This window comes from Bacillus sp. FSL M8-0166, from assembly GCF_038008825.1.
Classification (GTDB): domain Bacteria; phylum Bacillota; class Bacilli; order Bacillales; family Bacillaceae; genus Bacillus; species Bacillus safensis.
This window is the reverse complement of sequence record NZ_JBBOZZ010000001.1, coordinates 1542434-1558365: the sequence shown is the minus strand read 5'-3', so window position 1 is coordinate 1558365 and position 15932 is coordinate 1542434. Positions and strand designations below refer to the sequence as shown.

The following is a 15932-nucleotide window of genomic DNA, read 5'->3' as shown; positions in this document are numbered from 1 at the left end:
CGTTTAGTGCTCTGCTTCAGCGTGTAGGAAAACCCTCGCATTCTTTGTCAGTCCTCCGTTCCTGTGCTCACGAATGTTACATTCGCTCCGCTCCGGTACTCGTCTTTCCTAGACTGCAAAGGTTTTCTATTACGCTGAGAAGAAGGAAAAAAGCAGAGCACTGTTTAGCGCTCTGCTTTATTTTGTGTTTTTTTCATATAATAATAAATAGGCAGCCCAGCCATTCCGATCAGCATGGAGATCAGGCAGCTTTTCCAATCGGTGATCATGGTGCTGATTAAAACGAATAATGAACCGATAATCGCAATGATCGGTGTCAGCGGGTAAAGTGGTACACTGTAAGCACGCTTCATTCCGCTGTTTTGTTTTCTCAGTTTAAAGACGGCGAAAAAGGCCATGACATAAAAGATGTAGATCATGAAAATCGATACCTCAGACAGCTTCTCTGGATTACTGACGATCATAAACACAATGGCGATCAAAATTTGCACAAATACAGCGATCCAAGGTGTTTTAAACGTTGGGTGAATCCGCGAAATCGCGTTGGCGAAAGGAATCTGCTTTCGTTCTGCCATCGCAAAAATCACACGTGGGAATGAAAGAACCTTGCCGTTCAAACAGCCAAAGATGCTGATGATGATCCCAATGCTAATGATTTTCCCGCCAATTGGCCCAAAGAGCATGGTAGCAGCAGTGCTTGTCGCATTTTCACCTAACTGGACGATTTGATCAGCTGGCAGCACGTGCAAAAGTGCGACATTAATAAAGAGATAACAAGCCGTCACGATTAAAATTCCGCCTGCCATCGCACGAGGCAGCAGTTTCTCAGGGTTTTTCATTTCACCCCCAAGCGCAGCAAGTAAAATCCAGCCATCATAGGCAAACAACGTAGCCAAAATCGCTGCACCGAAGTTCATTTGAGCGATACTATCGTTGACAGCCATAAAAATGTTTTCGTTACCTTTCCATATGCCAAACACAATAATAGCGGCAATTGGGACAAGCTTTCCGATAGTGGTCAGCCCCTGAACAAATCCGCCGTATTTTGTTCCCATGATGTTGATGATACATAAAAATAAAACGGTGATAATGCCGATCGTTGTAGACCATAAAGTCGAAAGAGAAAATAAATTAGCTAATAATGAACCAAAATAAAGACCAAGTGCACCAATGATGGCTGGTCCGTAAATAATAATCTGCACCCAGCCGCATAAGTAGCCCCAAAATTCACCATACACTTCTTCAAGATAGGCGTACAAACCGCCGGTTCTCGGGATTTGTGTACCAATTTCAGCGACAGTCAGTCCGCCTGCAAGGGTTAAGATTCCACCTAACAGCCAAGCGAATAATGCGATGTCTGAGCTTCCTGAATAAGAAAGGACGTTGCCTGGCTTCATAAAGACGCCTGACCCGATAATGGTCCCGATGACAAGAGATAGGGCGAAAAATAAGCCGATGTCTTGTTTTAACGCTGGTTGTTCTTTGTTCATTACACACGACCTCCTGCATCACTTTCGTACGTTACTGTGACATGTATTTTGTTCATTGTAATACGATTTTAGGAAAACAAGAATTAAAAAAATTTTCTGATTTTCGTATTTGTATTTAAAAGTGTTCATTTATTGGAGATATCAGGATGAATGTTGTGTTAAAAACGAACGATGAAAGATTATTTATGACTTAATGTTAATTTAATGACCAGAAACCGAACATCCCGTAAACGTGCAGCCAAATGGTTGACTTTTCTTGAAAAATGAACTATTTTATTCATAAGGATATTATCTCGAATTCGAGATAATTTAAAATAGGAGTGAAAATAATGAAAATCAATGGGATTCACCACGTATCTGCGTTAACAGCCAATGCTCATAAAAATGTTGATTTCTACCGCCAAATCCTTGGCTTAAAACTTGTAAAGAAAACAGTCAATCAGGATGACCCGTCTATGTATCACTTGTTTTATGGAGATGAGGTCGCTTCACCAGGAACGGAGCTAACATTCTTTGAAATTCCAATGCTTGCCCGCCGTTTGGAAGGGACAAATGCGATCACAAGCACAGGCCTTCTCGTTTCTTCTGAAGAGGCACTCACGTTTTGGGAAAAGCGGTTTGAAGATAAAGGCGTGCAGCAAGAAACAGCTTCCTTGAGAGGCGGAAGACCTGCTTTGCGTTTTAAAGACCCAGAAGGGCAGCAGCTGTTTTTAACAGTAGAACCGAATACGCAAGAGGCAGGCTCACCGCCAGTGCATGACGATATTCCGGCAGAGTTTGCGATTAGAGGTTTAGGTCCAGTTGAATTAACCGTTGCAGAAGCTGACAAGACGATCCGTGTTTTAACGGACATCCTTGGTTTCACTGAAAGAGCACGTGAACAATCAAATGATGGTGAGATCGTGACCATTTTTGAGTCAGGAAATGGCGGTGCTGGAACAGAAATTCATGTGATCGAAAAAACAGAAGGGCCTTCTGAACGTTCCGGCAGAGGAAGTGTGCATCACGTCGCATTTCGTGTGAAAGACGCAGAGGAGCTTGAAAAATGGTATGAAAAAATCTCAAAAGCAGGCTTTACGAACTCTGGTGTTGTAGAACGCTTTTACTTTAAAGCTCTTTACTTTAGAGAGCCAAATGGTATTTTATTTGAAATTTCAACAGATGGCCCTGGGTTTACAGTGGATGAAGGGGTGGACGAACTTGGTGATCAATTAGCCCTTCCGCCGTTCCTAGAGCATAAACGAGCAGAAATTGAACAAAGATTAACGCCAATTCAGTCGTCATAAAAAAAGCAGCTCATCAACTGAGCTGCTTTTTCATTAGGAACTGACCTGCTTAGATTCAGATTGTGTTAATGTGACCTGCTTTGTTTCTTGTTTTCCGTTTCGAATGAGGGTGATGCTCACGGTGTCTCCTACTTTTGCATTCGTGTATAGCTCATGACGTAATTCGCTGCCAGTTTTGATTTGTTTCCCATTGATGCCGGTAATGACATCCTCTGACTTTAAGCCAGCTTTGGCGGCAGGTGAACCTGCGGCGATATCTTTGACGTACACGCCTTGATCGAGCTGACTGCTTTTGAGTCCGAGTGTTTCTTTTTGATACACATCTGGAACTTGTTCGAGATCCAGCATGCTGATGCCGATATATGGACGTTCAATTTTTCCTTTTGTGAGAAGCTGATCAGCAATTGGTTTGACATCATTGATTGGCAACGCGAACCCAATGCCCTCAACACCTGTTTCAGATATTTTCATACTCGTGATCCCCACAACCTTTCCGTCTGTCGTCAGAAGCGGGCCGCCGCTGTTACCTGGGTTAATGGCTGCATCTGTTTGAATAACATTAATGCTGCTTTCGCCTGCTGATGTGTTCATAGAGACTGTTCGGTCGACGCCGCTGACAATGCCTTGTGTCACCGTTCTTGAAAGATCTTCACCAAGCGGGTTTCCGATTGCAATGACGGTTTCCCCAGCACGCAGTGAGGAGGAATTGCCTAATGCCGCAACCTTTGTCACATGACTGCTGCTAATTTCCACAACGGCTAAGTCAGTGAGCGGATCAGCTCCAACCAGTTTTCCTTCAATGGTTTTGCCATCGTGTAAGGATACGGTTAGTTTGTTTGCCCCTTCAATGACGTGGTTGTTTGTTAAGACATAGGCTTTATTGCCTGATTTTTTGAAAATGACTCCTGAGCCTGTACCGGTTTTTTCCTCTTGACTGCTTTTGTTTTGCGGTAATTCATCAAAAGGCGTATTGAAATCGCCAAAGCTCGTGTCTGTTTGAGTTTGCGCTTGGTAGTTTGTAATGCCGACAATAGCTGGTGATACATTTTCGACCATGCTGGAGATGCTGCCTGATGAATTTGATGTTTGGACGGCTGTTGTTTTTGACGAATTCGTGTGATTTGTCGATACTGCTTCAGTTTTCGCTGCCGAATCATTTGCAGTGCTGTCTGATGAATGCTGAGCATATGGCGAAAGAACGTAGACACCTAACGCTAATGTACCGCCCACAACACCGCTGACAAATGGCTTAAGCCAGCCGTTTGGCTTTTTCTGTTTTTGAGGTTGTTCAATTGTTTGACGTTCACGAGAAGGGTGTTTGTCATCTTTGTGCTGTGTCATTCGAATCACTCTCTTTCATTGATTTTTTCATGTATGTGTTCTAGGTGTTTTACCGTATGTGGTGGAGACTGACTTTATCGTAAGAAAAAAGTGTGGGATAAAAATGAAAACATTGTGGGAAATTGTTAAAATAAGTAGTGAATCTAAGCAAAATAGAGGAGATTAAACTGTGGAGACAATCGGAATTATTGGATATGGAAGTATGGCTGATATGATGGTGCAAAAGTGGCTGGAGAATGGGGTGCTACATGCTCATCAAATCATGATCCATACAAGAAGTGAAACGGAGCGCCTGCTTCAGCTTAAAGATAGGCACCAAGAAATCAACATTTGTTCATTAGAAGAACTTTCTGCGTCATGTGATATATTGTTTGTCTGCGTGCCGCCGCTTGCAGTACTTGATGTTCTGGATCAGCTGCCTTCTCAAGCGAGAGCGGTACATATTGTGTCAGTAGCAGCAGCTGTGACATTAGAAAAGTTACAAGCGCATACAACACAGCCAGTGTCTAGATACATCCCAACACTCACGTCAGCTGTTGGGACGGGCGTATCACTTGTTGCGCATGGTGCAGCAGCAAGACGTGAGGAAAAGGAGCGTTTGCACCGTCTGCTTTCAGCTTTTAGCATCGTCAGGGAAGTTGAGGAAGACCGGTTTGATGCGGCGAGCAATTTGACAAGCTCATCTCCTGGTTTTATCGCTGCTCTTTTTGAAGAAATGGCGAAAGCGGCTGTGAGGAATAGTGATCTTTCCTTAGAGGAAGCGAATGAATTTTTAACGTATGCCCTTTTAGGTACTGGCCAGGTCCTTGTAGAACGAGGCCTAACCTTTGCTGAAACTGTCGATAGAGTGGCGACAAAAGGGGGAATTACTGGAGAAGGTGCAGAGGTCATTCAACAGCAGGCACCTCAAATGTTTGATGATTTATTTACACAAACCATGAAGAAATATGAACAGCTGAAATCGCAGATCAACGAAGCGGATAAACACCACTAAAGACATAGTTAGTGGTGTTTTATTTGTTAAAAAAATCCTTTCTGAGAAAGTCTTTTGACCTGTATTATCTAAGTCTAAATTCCTTATTTTTAGACATTGTATTGAAAAATCAATCAAGTTCTCATATAATTTTTTAGAAAATTTAGAAAAATATACACAAATTTTATGTTTAATTAAAGGGGGATGGGAATGAAGCTCTATGTATCTGTCGATATGGAGGGGATTACTGGTCTAGCTGATCATACATTTGTTGATTCGCGCCAGCACAACTATGAGCGGGGAAGACGCATCATGACGGGTGAAGTGAATGCTTGTGTAGAAGCGCTTCTTCAGCATGGTGCAACCGACATTTTGGTCAATGACAGTCATTCTAAAATGAATAATCTTTTGATCGAAGAACTGCATGAAGAGGCAGTTCTCATATCAGGTGACGTAAAGCCTTATTCAATGGTGCAAGGATTGGATCAAACCTATGATGCAGCTGTTTTTTTAGGCTATCATGCAAGGGCATCAATGAAAGGTGTGATGTCACACAGTATGATTTTTGGGGTCAGACATTTTTACATAAATGATCATCCAATTGGGGAAATGGGCTTTAATGCGTATGTTGCAGGCTACTATGGTGTTCCAGTGATTCTTGTTTGCGGGGATGATCAAGCAGCACGTGAGGCAGAAAAGCTGATGCCTGGTGTGAAAACAGTGGCAGTAAAAGAGACCATATCAAGATCTGCTGTGAAATGCTTACCTCCTGCCAAAGTCAATAAACAAATCTCGCAGCAAGTGGAAGCCGCGATGAAACAGATTGATCAAATGAAGCCGCTGACGCCTCCTGATCAGCCGCTGCTTAAGATTGAGTTTGCCAATTATGGACAAGCTGAATGGGCGAATTTAATGCCGGGTACTGCCATCATAGAAGGAACAACGACGGTGACGTACCAAGCAGAGAATATATTAGAAGCCTATCAAGCGATGCTTGTCATGACAGAGCTTGCCGCACGTACAACATTTTGTTAAGTGAGGGGGAGACATCAGATGGCCAGCTTTTTGCTCAAGCGTTTTATTGCGATGATTGCTACGATCTTAACGATTACGACTTTAACGTTTATTTTAATGAAGGTCATCCCAGGATCGCCTTTCAATGAAGAACGAAATACAAACGAAACCGTCCAGCGAAACCTCGAAAGCTACTATCACTTAGACGAACCACTCTATGTTCAATATGTCATCTATTTAAAATCCATTGTTACCTTTGATTTTGGTCCTTCCATTAAAAAGCCTTCTGAAAGTGTCAATGATCTATTGGCGAGAGGCTTCCCAGTCTCATTAGAACTTGGTCTTATCTCAATATTGATTGCTGTCATCTCTGGCATTCTGCTAGGGGTCATGGCTGCCCTCCGGCATAATGGTTTGATTGATTACATCGCCATGACCATTGCTGTTTTCGGTATATCCATTCCAAACTTTATCTTTGCTACCCTATTAATTCAGCAGCTTGCTGTCAATTTGAAGCTCTTTCCTACAGCGATGTGGACAAGTCCAATGCATATGGTGCTGCCTACAATCGCTCTTGCTGTCGGCCCAATGGCGATTATCGCCAGGTTAACGAGATCGAGCATGATTGAAGTGCTGTCGCAAGACTATATCCGTACTGCCAAAGCAAAAGGGCTTTCTCCCTTTAAAATTGTATTTAAGCATGCGCTTCGGAATGCACTTTTACCCGTTGTGACCATTCTTGGAACACTTGTCGCAAGTATTTTAACAGGAAGTTTTGTCATTGAAAAAATATTTGCCATTCCTGGAATGGGAAAATACTTTGTCGAGAGCATTAACAACCGTGATTATCCCGTTATCATGGGAACCACTGTTTTTTACAGCATTATTTTAATCACACTTCTCTTCATTGTCGATGTGGCGTATCGTCTCCTTGATCCTAGGATTCAGCTGCATCAGAAAGGAGGAAAGGCATGAGTATACACCTTCAGCATGATCCACCGAACAGGCATCCTGAAGTGCCAGACGAATGGTTTTCTCCTCGAGAGCAAAAGAAAACGGAAGCCCATGCCATTAAAAGACCCTCTCTTTCATATTGGGCAGATACATGGAGACGGCTGAAACAAAATAAGCTTGCGATGTTTAGCCTATCGGTCCTGATTTTTCTTTTTGTCATGGCAGTCTTAGGCCCATTGCTTGCGCCAAATAGTGTGACAGAGCAGCGTCTTTCGATGCAAAACCTGCCTCCCTCGGCTGCTCACTGGTTTGGAACAGATGAGCTTGGACGAGATGTGTTCACACGCACTTGGTACGGAGCACGCATTTCGTTATTTGTGGGCGTCATGGCAGCCCTGATTGATTTTGCCATCGGTGTAATTTATGGAGGCATAGCCGGCTATAAAGGCGGACGCTATGACCATGTCATGATGCGGATTGTCGAGGTGCTCTACGGTCTTCCTTATTTACTCGTCGTCATTTTATTGATGGTGCTCATGGGACCAGGGCTTGTCACCATTATTGTAGCGCTCACTGTCACCGGATGGATTGGAATGGCAAGAATTGTGAGAGGTCAGGTTCTTCAGCTGAAAAGCCAGGAATATGTCCTTGCCTCAAAGACCTTTGGTGCCAAAAGCCTGCGGATCATTCGCCGCAACCTGCTTCCGAATACGATGGGGCCGATTATCGTCCAGATGACCTTGACTGTGCCGACCGCGATATTTGCTGAAGCGTTCCTAAGCTTTCTCGGTTTAGGTATTCAAGCGCCGTTTGCAAGCTGGGGCGTGATGGCCAATGATGCTTTGCCGACTGTGCTGTCAGACAATGGACATTGGTGGCGTTTATTTTTCCCGGCATTTTTTATTTCACTCACGATGTTTTGCTTTAACAATTTAGGTGATGGCTTGCAAGATGCGCTTGATCCAAAGATGAAGAGGTGATGGTGCTGTGAAAAAAGTTCTTCAAATCATCGATCTGCACGTCAGCTTTCGGACATACGGCGGTTCAGTTCAAGCAGTACGCGGAGTGAATGTCGATGTATATGAAAAAGAAACCTTAGCCATTGTGGGAGAATCAGGCTGCGGAAAAAGTGTGACATCACAAAGCATTATGAGGCTTCTGCCTGCATACAGCGCGCATGTCGATCAGGGAGAAATCTGGTTTCAAGACCGCAACTTGCTGTCATTATCTGAAAAAGAAATGCGCGCCATACGAGGTGTCGATATTTCGATGATCTTCCAAGATCCGATGACGGCACTGAACCCTACCTTGACAATAGGAGATCAGCTGATGGAGGCGGCGAAGGAGCATCAAAAGCTGACGAAAAAAGAAGTGAAAGAAGCCGCCATACAGATGCTTGATTTGGTCGGTATTCCGCAGCCGAAGGAGAGACTAAAGCAATATCCGCACCAATTCAGCGGGGGAATGAGGCAGCGGCTCATGATTGCTATGGCACTGATTTGTGAGCCAAAGGTGCTGATCGCAGATGAACCGACGACCGCGCTGGATGTGACCATACAGGCACAAATTTTAGAGCTGTTTAAAGAGATTCAGAGGAAAACAGGGGTTACCATTATCTTAATCACACACGACTTAGGGGTCGTAGCCCAAGTCGCCGACCGGGTAGCGGTCATGTACGGAGGGAAAATGGTTGAAGTCGGAACAAGGCAAGATATTTTTTACAGTCCGCAGCATCCTTATACAAAAGGGCTCCTGCAATCCGTTCCAAGACTTGATATGAAAGACGAACTTATTCCGATTGAAGGAAGCCCGCCTGATTTATTTGCTCCGCCAAAGGGCTGTCCGTATACCGATCGCTGCCCGGCTGTCATGAAAGTGTGTGATCATATCATGCCGCACGAAACGCAGCGGTCACCTACTCATACAGTGCATTGCTGGCTCCAGGATGAGCGAGCGAATCAAGCGATGTTATCTTCAACACAAAGGGGGAGTTTTTGATGAGGAAAAAAGGGTGGATCATCAGTATTTGTTTGTTTATCATCATGCTGCTCGCAGGATGTACAGCCAATGAGCAAGCAGGTAAAGGATCATCAAGCAATAAGAATGAAAAGAAAGTATTAACCTTAAATAACGAAAACGAACCGACGTCATTTGACCCGCCGATTGGTTTTAATAATGTATCGTGGCAAGGTCTGAATAACTTAATGGAGGGATTAACGAGACTGAATGAAAAGCACGAACCATCTCCAGCAATGGCGGAAAAATGGGAGATTTCAGAGGATGGAAAAACGTACACATTTCATTTGAGAGACGGTATCAAGTGGTCGAATGGTGATCCAGTGAAAGCGAGTGATTTTGAATATGCGTGGAAGCGTCTGCTCGATCCGAAAACAGGCTCCTCTGCATCGTTCTTAGCTTACATGATTGAAGGCGGAGAGGCATTTAACAGCGGAAAGGGAAAGAAAGAGGACGTAAAAGTCAGTGCTGAAAATGACAAAACACTAAAGGTCACACTGGCATACCCGCAGAAATCGTTCTTAAATATGACCGCAAACCCTGCCTTTTTCCCTGTCAATGAGAAGGTAGCTGAGAAGGACCCTAACTGGGCAAAGGATGCTAAAACCTTTGTTGGGAATGGACCGTTTCAGCTGACAGAATGGAAGCATGATGAGAGCTTCACTATGGAAAAAAGTGAGACGTATTGGGACAAAAAAACAGTCAAGCTGGATCAGGTAAAGTGGCTGATGATCAGTGATCGAAACACTGATTATCAAATGTATCAATCAGGAGATTTAGATACTGCCTTTGTCCCAGCAGAACAAAGTGAAAATCTGCTGAAAAATAAAGATGTGCAAATTGAAGATCAGGCCGGACTGTTCTTTTATCGTCTGAATGTGAACATGGAACCTTTTCAAAATAAGAACATTCGCAAAGCCTTTCAAATGGCGATCAATCCGCAAGATATCGTGGATTATGTAACGAAGAATAAAGAGAAGCCAGCTCGCGCCTTCGTTTCGCCGGGGATTCTAGATTCAAAGGGTGAGGATTTCAGAGAAGCTGGCGGCGATCTTGTCAAACAAGATACGAGTGAAGCTGCGAAGCTATTAGAAAAAGGGCTGAAAGAAGAGAACTATTCGAAGCTGCCGCCCGTCACATTAACATATAGCACAAAGCCTGAGAACAAGAAAAAAGCTGAAGCCATCCAGCAGCAATTAAAAGAGGCGCTGGGTGTGGACGTGAAGCTTGCAAACATGGAAGCCAATGTATTTGCAGAAGATCAAAAGGCGCTGAAATTCCAATTCTCGCAAAGTTCATTTTTAGCAGACTATGCAGATCCGATCAATTTCCTAGAGAGCTTCCAAACAGGGAATGCGATGAACCGGACTGGATGGTCAAATGACACCTATGATCAGCTGATTAAAAAGTCGAGCCAGGAAGCAGATGAACAAAAAAGAAACAGCATCCTTCATGATGCAGAGGCACTTCTCATTGAAGAAGCACCGATCATTCCAATTCATTTTTATAACCAAGTGCATTTACAAAAAGAGGGCGTGAAGGGAATTGTCCGCCACCCTGTTGGGTATATCGATTTGAAATGGGCGCAAGTAGACGGAGAGTAATTGAAGTAATGAGGAACACGGACGCTTTGAACAAAAGCGTCTCAGCGCGCGGACAAACCCTCGCATTCTTTGTCAGTCCTGCGCGCTGGTGCTCACGAATGTTAAATTCGCTCAGCAAAAGTAGCTCGTACTTTCTAGACTGCAAAGGTTTTCAGGTCACGCTGAATAGGAGACAAAGGGCTAAAATAAAGATCATTTTAGCCCTTTGTCAATAATCTGGGACGCTTTGAACCAAAGCGTCTGTTCCTTTATTCGTTCATGTTATGGAGAAGATGCCCATAGATTGAAAGAAACAAAAAGAAAGAGGGGATTGGCATGAACCAGCTGCCAGCAGCGCTTCAAACAGGGGATACGGTGGGGATTATTGCACCAGCAAGCCCGCCTGATGAATTGAATTTAGCAAAAGGGATTGCCTTTTTAGAAAGCCTCGGGCTGAAGGTGAAAAAAGGGAAGTATCTGGGCCGCCGGTACGGGTATTTAGCAGGACGTGATCATGAAAGAGTGGAAGATCTTCATGGCATGTTCCAAGATCCAGAAGTCAAAGCGGTTATTTGTGCCTGCGGAGGGTACGGAACGGGAAGACTTGCGGAAGTCATTGATTATGACCTCATTCGCCGGAATCCAAAAATCTTTTGGGGTTATAGTGACATTACGTTTTTACATACGGCCATCCAGCAGCAGACCGGTCTTGTGACCTTTCATGGTCCAATGCTTTCCTCTGATGTGGGACTTGAAGAGGTCCATCCGTATACGAAGGATACCTTTTTGCAGCTGTTCACGCCGAAGGCCTTTACGTATACGCATCACTTGTCACCTCTTCATACCTTCTACCCCGGCACCGCTTCAGGTGACATCATAGGAGGGAATCTTGCCCTCATCGTGACAACACTTGGTACACCTTTTGAAATTGATACGAAGGGGAAGCTGTTGTTCATTGAAGATATTGACGAAGAGCCTTATAAAATCGATCGCATGATGCAGCACCTCACCTCTGCTGGAAAATTGGATGATGCGGCTGGATTCATCATTGGAGATTTTCATCAATGTGAACCAAAAAAGAAAGACCAGTCCTTAACCTTGGAACAGCTATGGGAAACCTATATTGTGCCGCAAAAGAAACCTGCACTTGGCGGCTTTCGGATCGGTCATTCATCACCCAACTTTGCCATTCCAATGGGCGTGCAGGCTGCATTAGATGCGGAAGGGAAAAAACTGCACATTTCCCCAGGTGTCGCAGCGAAAGAGGCGATCAAATGAAAATCGTGGATGTTCGTACATGCAGAACGAGTGTACCGCTAAAAAAGCCTTTCAAAACCGCTTTAAGAACGGTGTATGACGCAGCATCCCTGATCGTCATCATCACATATGATCAAGGTGACGTCAGCTACGGAGAGGCAGTTCCCACATCGGTGATTACAGGAGAAACGCTGGAAAGCATCGACTATGCCATCTGTGAAATAATCAGACCCATTTTGCTCGGGGCTTCCTTGGCAGAGTATGAACAAATCTTTTCTGCTATGAACCGCGTGCTCGCATGCAACACAAGCGCAAAGGCTGCGATCGATATGGCCATTTATGATGGCTTAGCAAAACAGGCAGGACTTCCGCTTTATCAATACCTCGGCGGATATAGTCATCAGCTCGAAACCGACTATACGGTCAGTGTAAACCGCCCGCTTGAGATGGCGGAAGATGCGAAGCAATACGCAGCTGAAGGCTTTCAGACGTTAAAGATCAAAGTAGGAAAAGATGATATACACACGGATATTCAGCGGATTAAGCGGATTCGAGAAAAAGTCGGGCCGGATATTCAGATCAGGCTCGACGCAAACCAGGGCTGGACGTGGAAGGAAGCGATCACAGCCATTCGAAAAATGGAAGCGCTGAATATTGAACTAGTAGAACAGCCAGTGCCGAAAGAAGATATCGAAGGCCTGCGCCGTGTGACGGAAGCAACTGAAACATTGATTATGGCAGACGAAAGCATTTTCAGTTTTCATGATGCGATCAAGGTGCTTGAAACGAGAAGCTGCGATCTGATCAATTTAAAATTAATGAAATCAGGCGGCATAAAAGAAGCACTAAAAATCAATGCCCTAGCCGAAGCATACGGTGTTCAGTGCATGGTTGGCAGTATGATTGAGTCAAAGCTTGGTATTACAGCCGCCGCACATTTCGCTGCAAGCCAGCCGAATATCACCCGCTGCGATTTTGATGCCCCGCTTATGCTGAAAGAGGACATGATAGACGGAGGAATCGTGTACAAAGGAAAAGATATATTTTTACCGCTGCATCATGGGTTAGGCATTCAAGGGGTGAAAGGAGTCTCGTGATGATATATGAATCAAAGGTTCCAGTCGCTAACGTATGGACAGCGCCGCATTCGCCGAGAGAAATCGATCGAAAGGTACTGCAGGACTCCATCAACATCAAAGAATGGATTGACCAGCAAACATATGAAGAAAAATTGGCTTTATGTGAAGAAAATTTGATTCAATCTCAAATACTGCTCGGCGAACGAGTGATTGGATTAGAAGAGACAGATGGCTGGATGAAAGTCGTCATTCCGCAGCAAGCCAGCCGGAAACATCCAGAAGGCTATCCAGGCTATATACCTGTTGAGCAATTAAACCAAGTAACTGAGGGAAGTGCGTCAGCTGTATCTCTTATCGTTTGTCAGAAAAAAGCCACGCTATATCAAAACGGGGAACCCGATATGGAGATTAGCTTTTTAACAGAGCTGGCAGCAGTTAAAGAAACAGGTGATCAATTTCATGTTGTCACCCCAGTAGGAATAAGAGAAATCTACAAAGCGGATGTACGCCCAGTATCGCAAGCTTTCTCTATGACCGGCAAAGATGTCGTAGACGCAGGAAAACAATTTATGGGTCTTTCGTATTTATGGGGAGGCATGAGCAGCTTTGGCTATGATTGTTCAGGCTTTGCTTACAGCATGTACAAAGCGTGCGGATATCTTTTGCCGAGAGATGCAAGTGACCAAGCAGTTCAAGGAACGCCGGTTACATCAAGCCATTTAGAACAAGGCGACTTGCTGTTTTTTGCAAATGAAAACGGAAAGGGAGCGGTTCGCCATGTAGGGATCTACGCTGGGGACGGGATGATGCTTCATTCGCCTAAAACCGGCAGACAAATTGAGCTCCTTTCCCTTTCTGGCACTTCATATGAAAAGGAATGGGCAGGTGCAAGGCGGTATTTACCAAGCGAGAGGAGGAGCGATCGTGACAGTTGAACCACTTTTACAAGTAAACAACCTTAAAAAACATTTTCATCTATCTAAAGGGAGAACCTTAAAAGCGCTGGATGGTGTCTCTTTTCAGCTGAAACAAGGTGAAACCTTTGGTCTCGTTGGTGAGTCTGGCTGCGGCAAATCCACACTTGGAAAAGTGCTCATGCGTCTTTATGAACCAACAGATGGTGAAGCCTTATATGAAGGAAAAAGTCTTCACCACCTTTCTAAAAAAGAATCATTTGATTTCAACCGGCAAATGCAAATGGTCTTTCAAGATCCGTATTCCTCTTTAAATCCAAGACTGTCAGTAAAAGATATTATGCTGGAGCCAATGGAGATTCATCAGCTTTATGGCAGTCAAAAGAAAAGGATTGCCCGCGTGAAAGAACTGCTTGAAGCGGTAGGATTAAGCTATGATTTTGCCACCCGCTATCCGCACGAATTTAGCGGGGGACAGAGGCAGAGAATCGGCATTGCAAGAGCACTTGCCTTAGCGCCAAAGTTTATTGTGGCAGATGAGCCGATTTCTGCACTAGACGTCTCCGTTCAAGCGCAGGTCGTGAACCTGCTGAAGAAACTGCAAAAAGAGGAAGGATTAACATTTCTCTTTATTGCACATGACTTGTCGATGGTGAAATACATTAGTGACCGAATCGGTGTCATGTATTTAGGTCATCTCGTTGAATTGACGACGAGTGATGCACTATATCAAACACCGCTTCACCCATACACACAAGCCTTGCTGTCTGCAATCCCTATTCCAGATCCTGACGTAGAGGACAAGCGCAAAAGGTTCATTTTAAAAGGAGAAATTCCAAGTCCAGTGAACCCGCCAAGCGGCTGTGTATTTCGAACAAGATGTCCTGCCGCGATGGATGTGTGTGCTGAAAAAAAGCCGGCATTACAAGCAGTGGAAGAAGGACATGAAGTCGCCTGTCATTTATATAATAGAAAATAGGACAAGCCAGATAAAAGCCAGCAAGTAGACAAGCTGTTCTACACGCTGGCTTTTTTAGTGAATGAACGCCGAATAGGCAATGTGCAGCATCTGAAAGAGCCGCCAGATTTAATAATTTCCGAAAAGTCCACTTCAATAACGGTGTACCCGTGAGCGGTTAATAAAGCATTTGTTTCTTGGTTGCTGGGCAAGCTGATCACTTTTTTCTGCCCAATGGATAAAACATTTGGTCCAAGTGTAAATTGCTCTTGTTCACTTATTTCAATCAGCTCATAATACGTTTTGAGCAGCTGGAGATCCTTTTGCTTGAACGCTTCAGGATAAATGAATAACTCGTCATGAGACAGAATATTCATCACACAATCAAGATGCAAAATGTGAGGAGGAAGGTGAATCGGAATGATGTCGTGATCAGGCAGTTCCTTTTTGAGCTGATAGATAGCGGCTGGACTGGTTCTTTTGCTCGTGCCAACAAACACACGGTTCTGATCCACTAGCACATCGCCGCCTTCAATCGTTCCGTCTGTCAAGGTGACAGCTGACCACCCTTTTGCCTGTGCCCATTCTTTTAGGTATTGTTCTTCCCCTTGCCGAACCGGAGCGGCCATACTTGAAACAAAAAGTGTATGTCCAATCGTAAACCCAATATCCCGAGTGAAGACTTGCTCAGGGAAGCGGTCATTCGCAGGGAGCAGGATGGGCCGTACTTGATGATCTTTAAGCGTTTGGATCAATTGCTTATGCTGAGCGACTGCTTTCATTTGAGAAATATTTTCTTTCGCAAAATGTTTCTGGGTTTCATTGATAATTTGTTTGATTTCCATATAAATAGGACTGCATAAAAGAACTTCTTGTAAATCGTCATATTCACTCATGCATTGCGGCATTTTGTATAATTGCTCTGCTCTCATAGAATCCATCAAATGGCCTCCTTGTTCGTTCATAGTTCTATTATTCCTTCTTCTAGTCATGGTTGAAACATTTCCGAAAGAAAATCTCTCACATAAGACTAAAGCAAAAAGTTTAGACAAACCTAAAAGAATAGT

General features: G+C 44.2%; 14 protein-coding genes. 11 read left to right on the top strand and 3 right to left on the bottom strand.

Annotated features, from left to right (window positions below; genetic code table 11):
- Positions 1 to 164: 164 nt before the first annotated feature.
- Entirely contained in the window at positions 165 to 1490 is a 1326-nt protein-coding gene (locus tag NSS92_RS08290) for an APC family permease (RefSeq protein ID WP_267586075.1), read from the bottom strand.
- A 329-nt stretch (positions 1491 to 1819) separates the two neighbouring features.
- Between NSS92_RS08290 and NSS92_RS08285 the strand changes: the two genes are divergently transcribed.
- Complete coding sequence (locus tag NSS92_RS08285; protein ID WP_340867309.1) at positions 1820 to 2776, top strand: ring-cleaving dioxygenase; 957 nt, start codon at positions 1820 to 1822, stop codon at positions 2774 to 2776.
- A 33-nt stretch (positions 2777 to 2809) separates the two neighbouring features.
- Here the strand turns inward: NSS92_RS08285 and NSS92_RS08280 are convergent, their stop codons facing one another.
- Entirely contained in the window at positions 2810 to 4117 is a 1308-nt protein-coding gene (locus NSS92_RS08280) for a S1C family serine protease (RefSeq protein ID WP_340867308.1), read from the bottom strand.
- Positions 4118 to 4286: 169 nt separating this feature from the next.
- On the opposite strand from NSS92_RS08280, the gene proG reads away from it, so the two are divergent.
- The 10 genes from proG to NSS92_RS08230 all read left to right on the top strand — a co-directional run bounded on the left by proG (position 4287) and on the right by NSS92_RS08230 (position 14886).
- Complete coding sequence (gene proG / locus NSS92_RS08275) at positions 4287 to 5111, top strand: pyrroline-5-carboxylate reductase ProG (RefSeq protein ID WP_267586077.1); 825 nt, start codon at positions 4287 to 4289, stop codon at positions 5109 to 5111.
- A 189-nt stretch (positions 5112 to 5300) separates the two neighbouring features.
- Complete coding sequence (locus NSS92_RS08270) at positions 5301 to 6125, top strand: M55 family metallopeptidase (protein ID WP_251215598.1); 825 nt, start codon at positions 5301 to 5303, stop codon at positions 6123 to 6125.
- Positions 6126 to 6143: 18 nt separating this feature from the next.
- On the top strand, positions 6144 to 7079 hold the full coding sequence (locus NSS92_RS08265; RefSeq protein ID WP_041116384.1) for an ABC transporter permease: 936 nt from the start codon (positions 6144 to 6146) through the stop codon (positions 7077 to 7079).
- Entirely contained in the window at positions 7076 to 8038 is a 963-nt protein-coding gene (locus NSS92_RS08260; protein WP_024424622.1) for an ABC transporter permease, read from the top strand. The genes NSS92_RS08265 and NSS92_RS08260 overlap by 4 nt, the downstream gene beginning before the upstream one ends.
- A gap of 7 nt (positions 8039 to 8045) precedes the next feature.
- Positions 8046 to 9056 (top strand): ABC transporter ATP-binding protein, encoded by a 1011-nt coding sequence (locus NSS92_RS08255; RefSeq protein WP_340867307.1) that lies wholly within the window; start codon positions 8046 to 8048, stop codon positions 9054 to 9056.
- Entirely contained in the window at positions 9056 to 10678 is a 1623-nt protein-coding gene (locus tag NSS92_RS08250; RefSeq protein ID WP_340867306.1) for a peptide ABC transporter substrate-binding protein, read from the top strand. The genes NSS92_RS08255 and NSS92_RS08250 overlap by 1 nt, the downstream gene beginning before the upstream one ends.
- A 315-nt stretch (positions 10679 to 10993) precedes the next feature.
- Positions 10994 to 11935 carry a S66 peptidase family protein gene (locus tag NSS92_RS08245; RefSeq protein ID WP_267586080.1) on the top strand — a complete coding sequence of 314 codons (942 nt, stop codon included), beginning with the start codon at positions 10994 to 10996 and terminating at the stop codon, positions 11933 to 11935.
- Positions 11932 to 13011: a mandelate racemase/muconate lactonizing enzyme family protein gene (locus NSS92_RS08240; RefSeq protein WP_340867305.1), complete on the top strand. Its 1080-nt coding sequence runs from the start codon at positions 11932 to 11934 to the stop codon at positions 13009 to 13011. Before NSS92_RS08245 ends, NSS92_RS08240 begins: the two co-directional genes overlap by 4 nt.
- Entirely contained in the window at positions 13011 to 13928 is a 918-nt protein-coding gene (locus tag NSS92_RS08235; RefSeq protein WP_267586082.1) for a C40 family peptidase, read from the top strand. Before NSS92_RS08240 ends, NSS92_RS08235 begins: the two co-directional genes overlap by 1 nt.
- Complete coding sequence (locus NSS92_RS08230) at positions 13918 to 14886, top strand: ABC transporter ATP-binding protein (protein WP_024426800.1); 969 nt, start codon at positions 13918 to 13920, stop codon at positions 14884 to 14886. Before NSS92_RS08235 ends, NSS92_RS08230 begins: the two co-directional genes overlap by 11 nt.
- Before the next feature lie 38 nt (positions 14887 to 14924).
- On the opposite strand, the gene NSS92_RS08225 is transcribed toward NSS92_RS08230, so the two are convergent.
- Positions 14925 to 15806, bottom strand: coding sequence for a dimethylarginine dimethylaminohydrolase family protein (locus NSS92_RS08225; RefSeq protein ID WP_267586083.1), 882 nt, complete (start codon positions 15804 to 15806; stop codon positions 14925 to 14927).
- Positions 15807 to 15932: the final 126 nt, after the last annotated feature.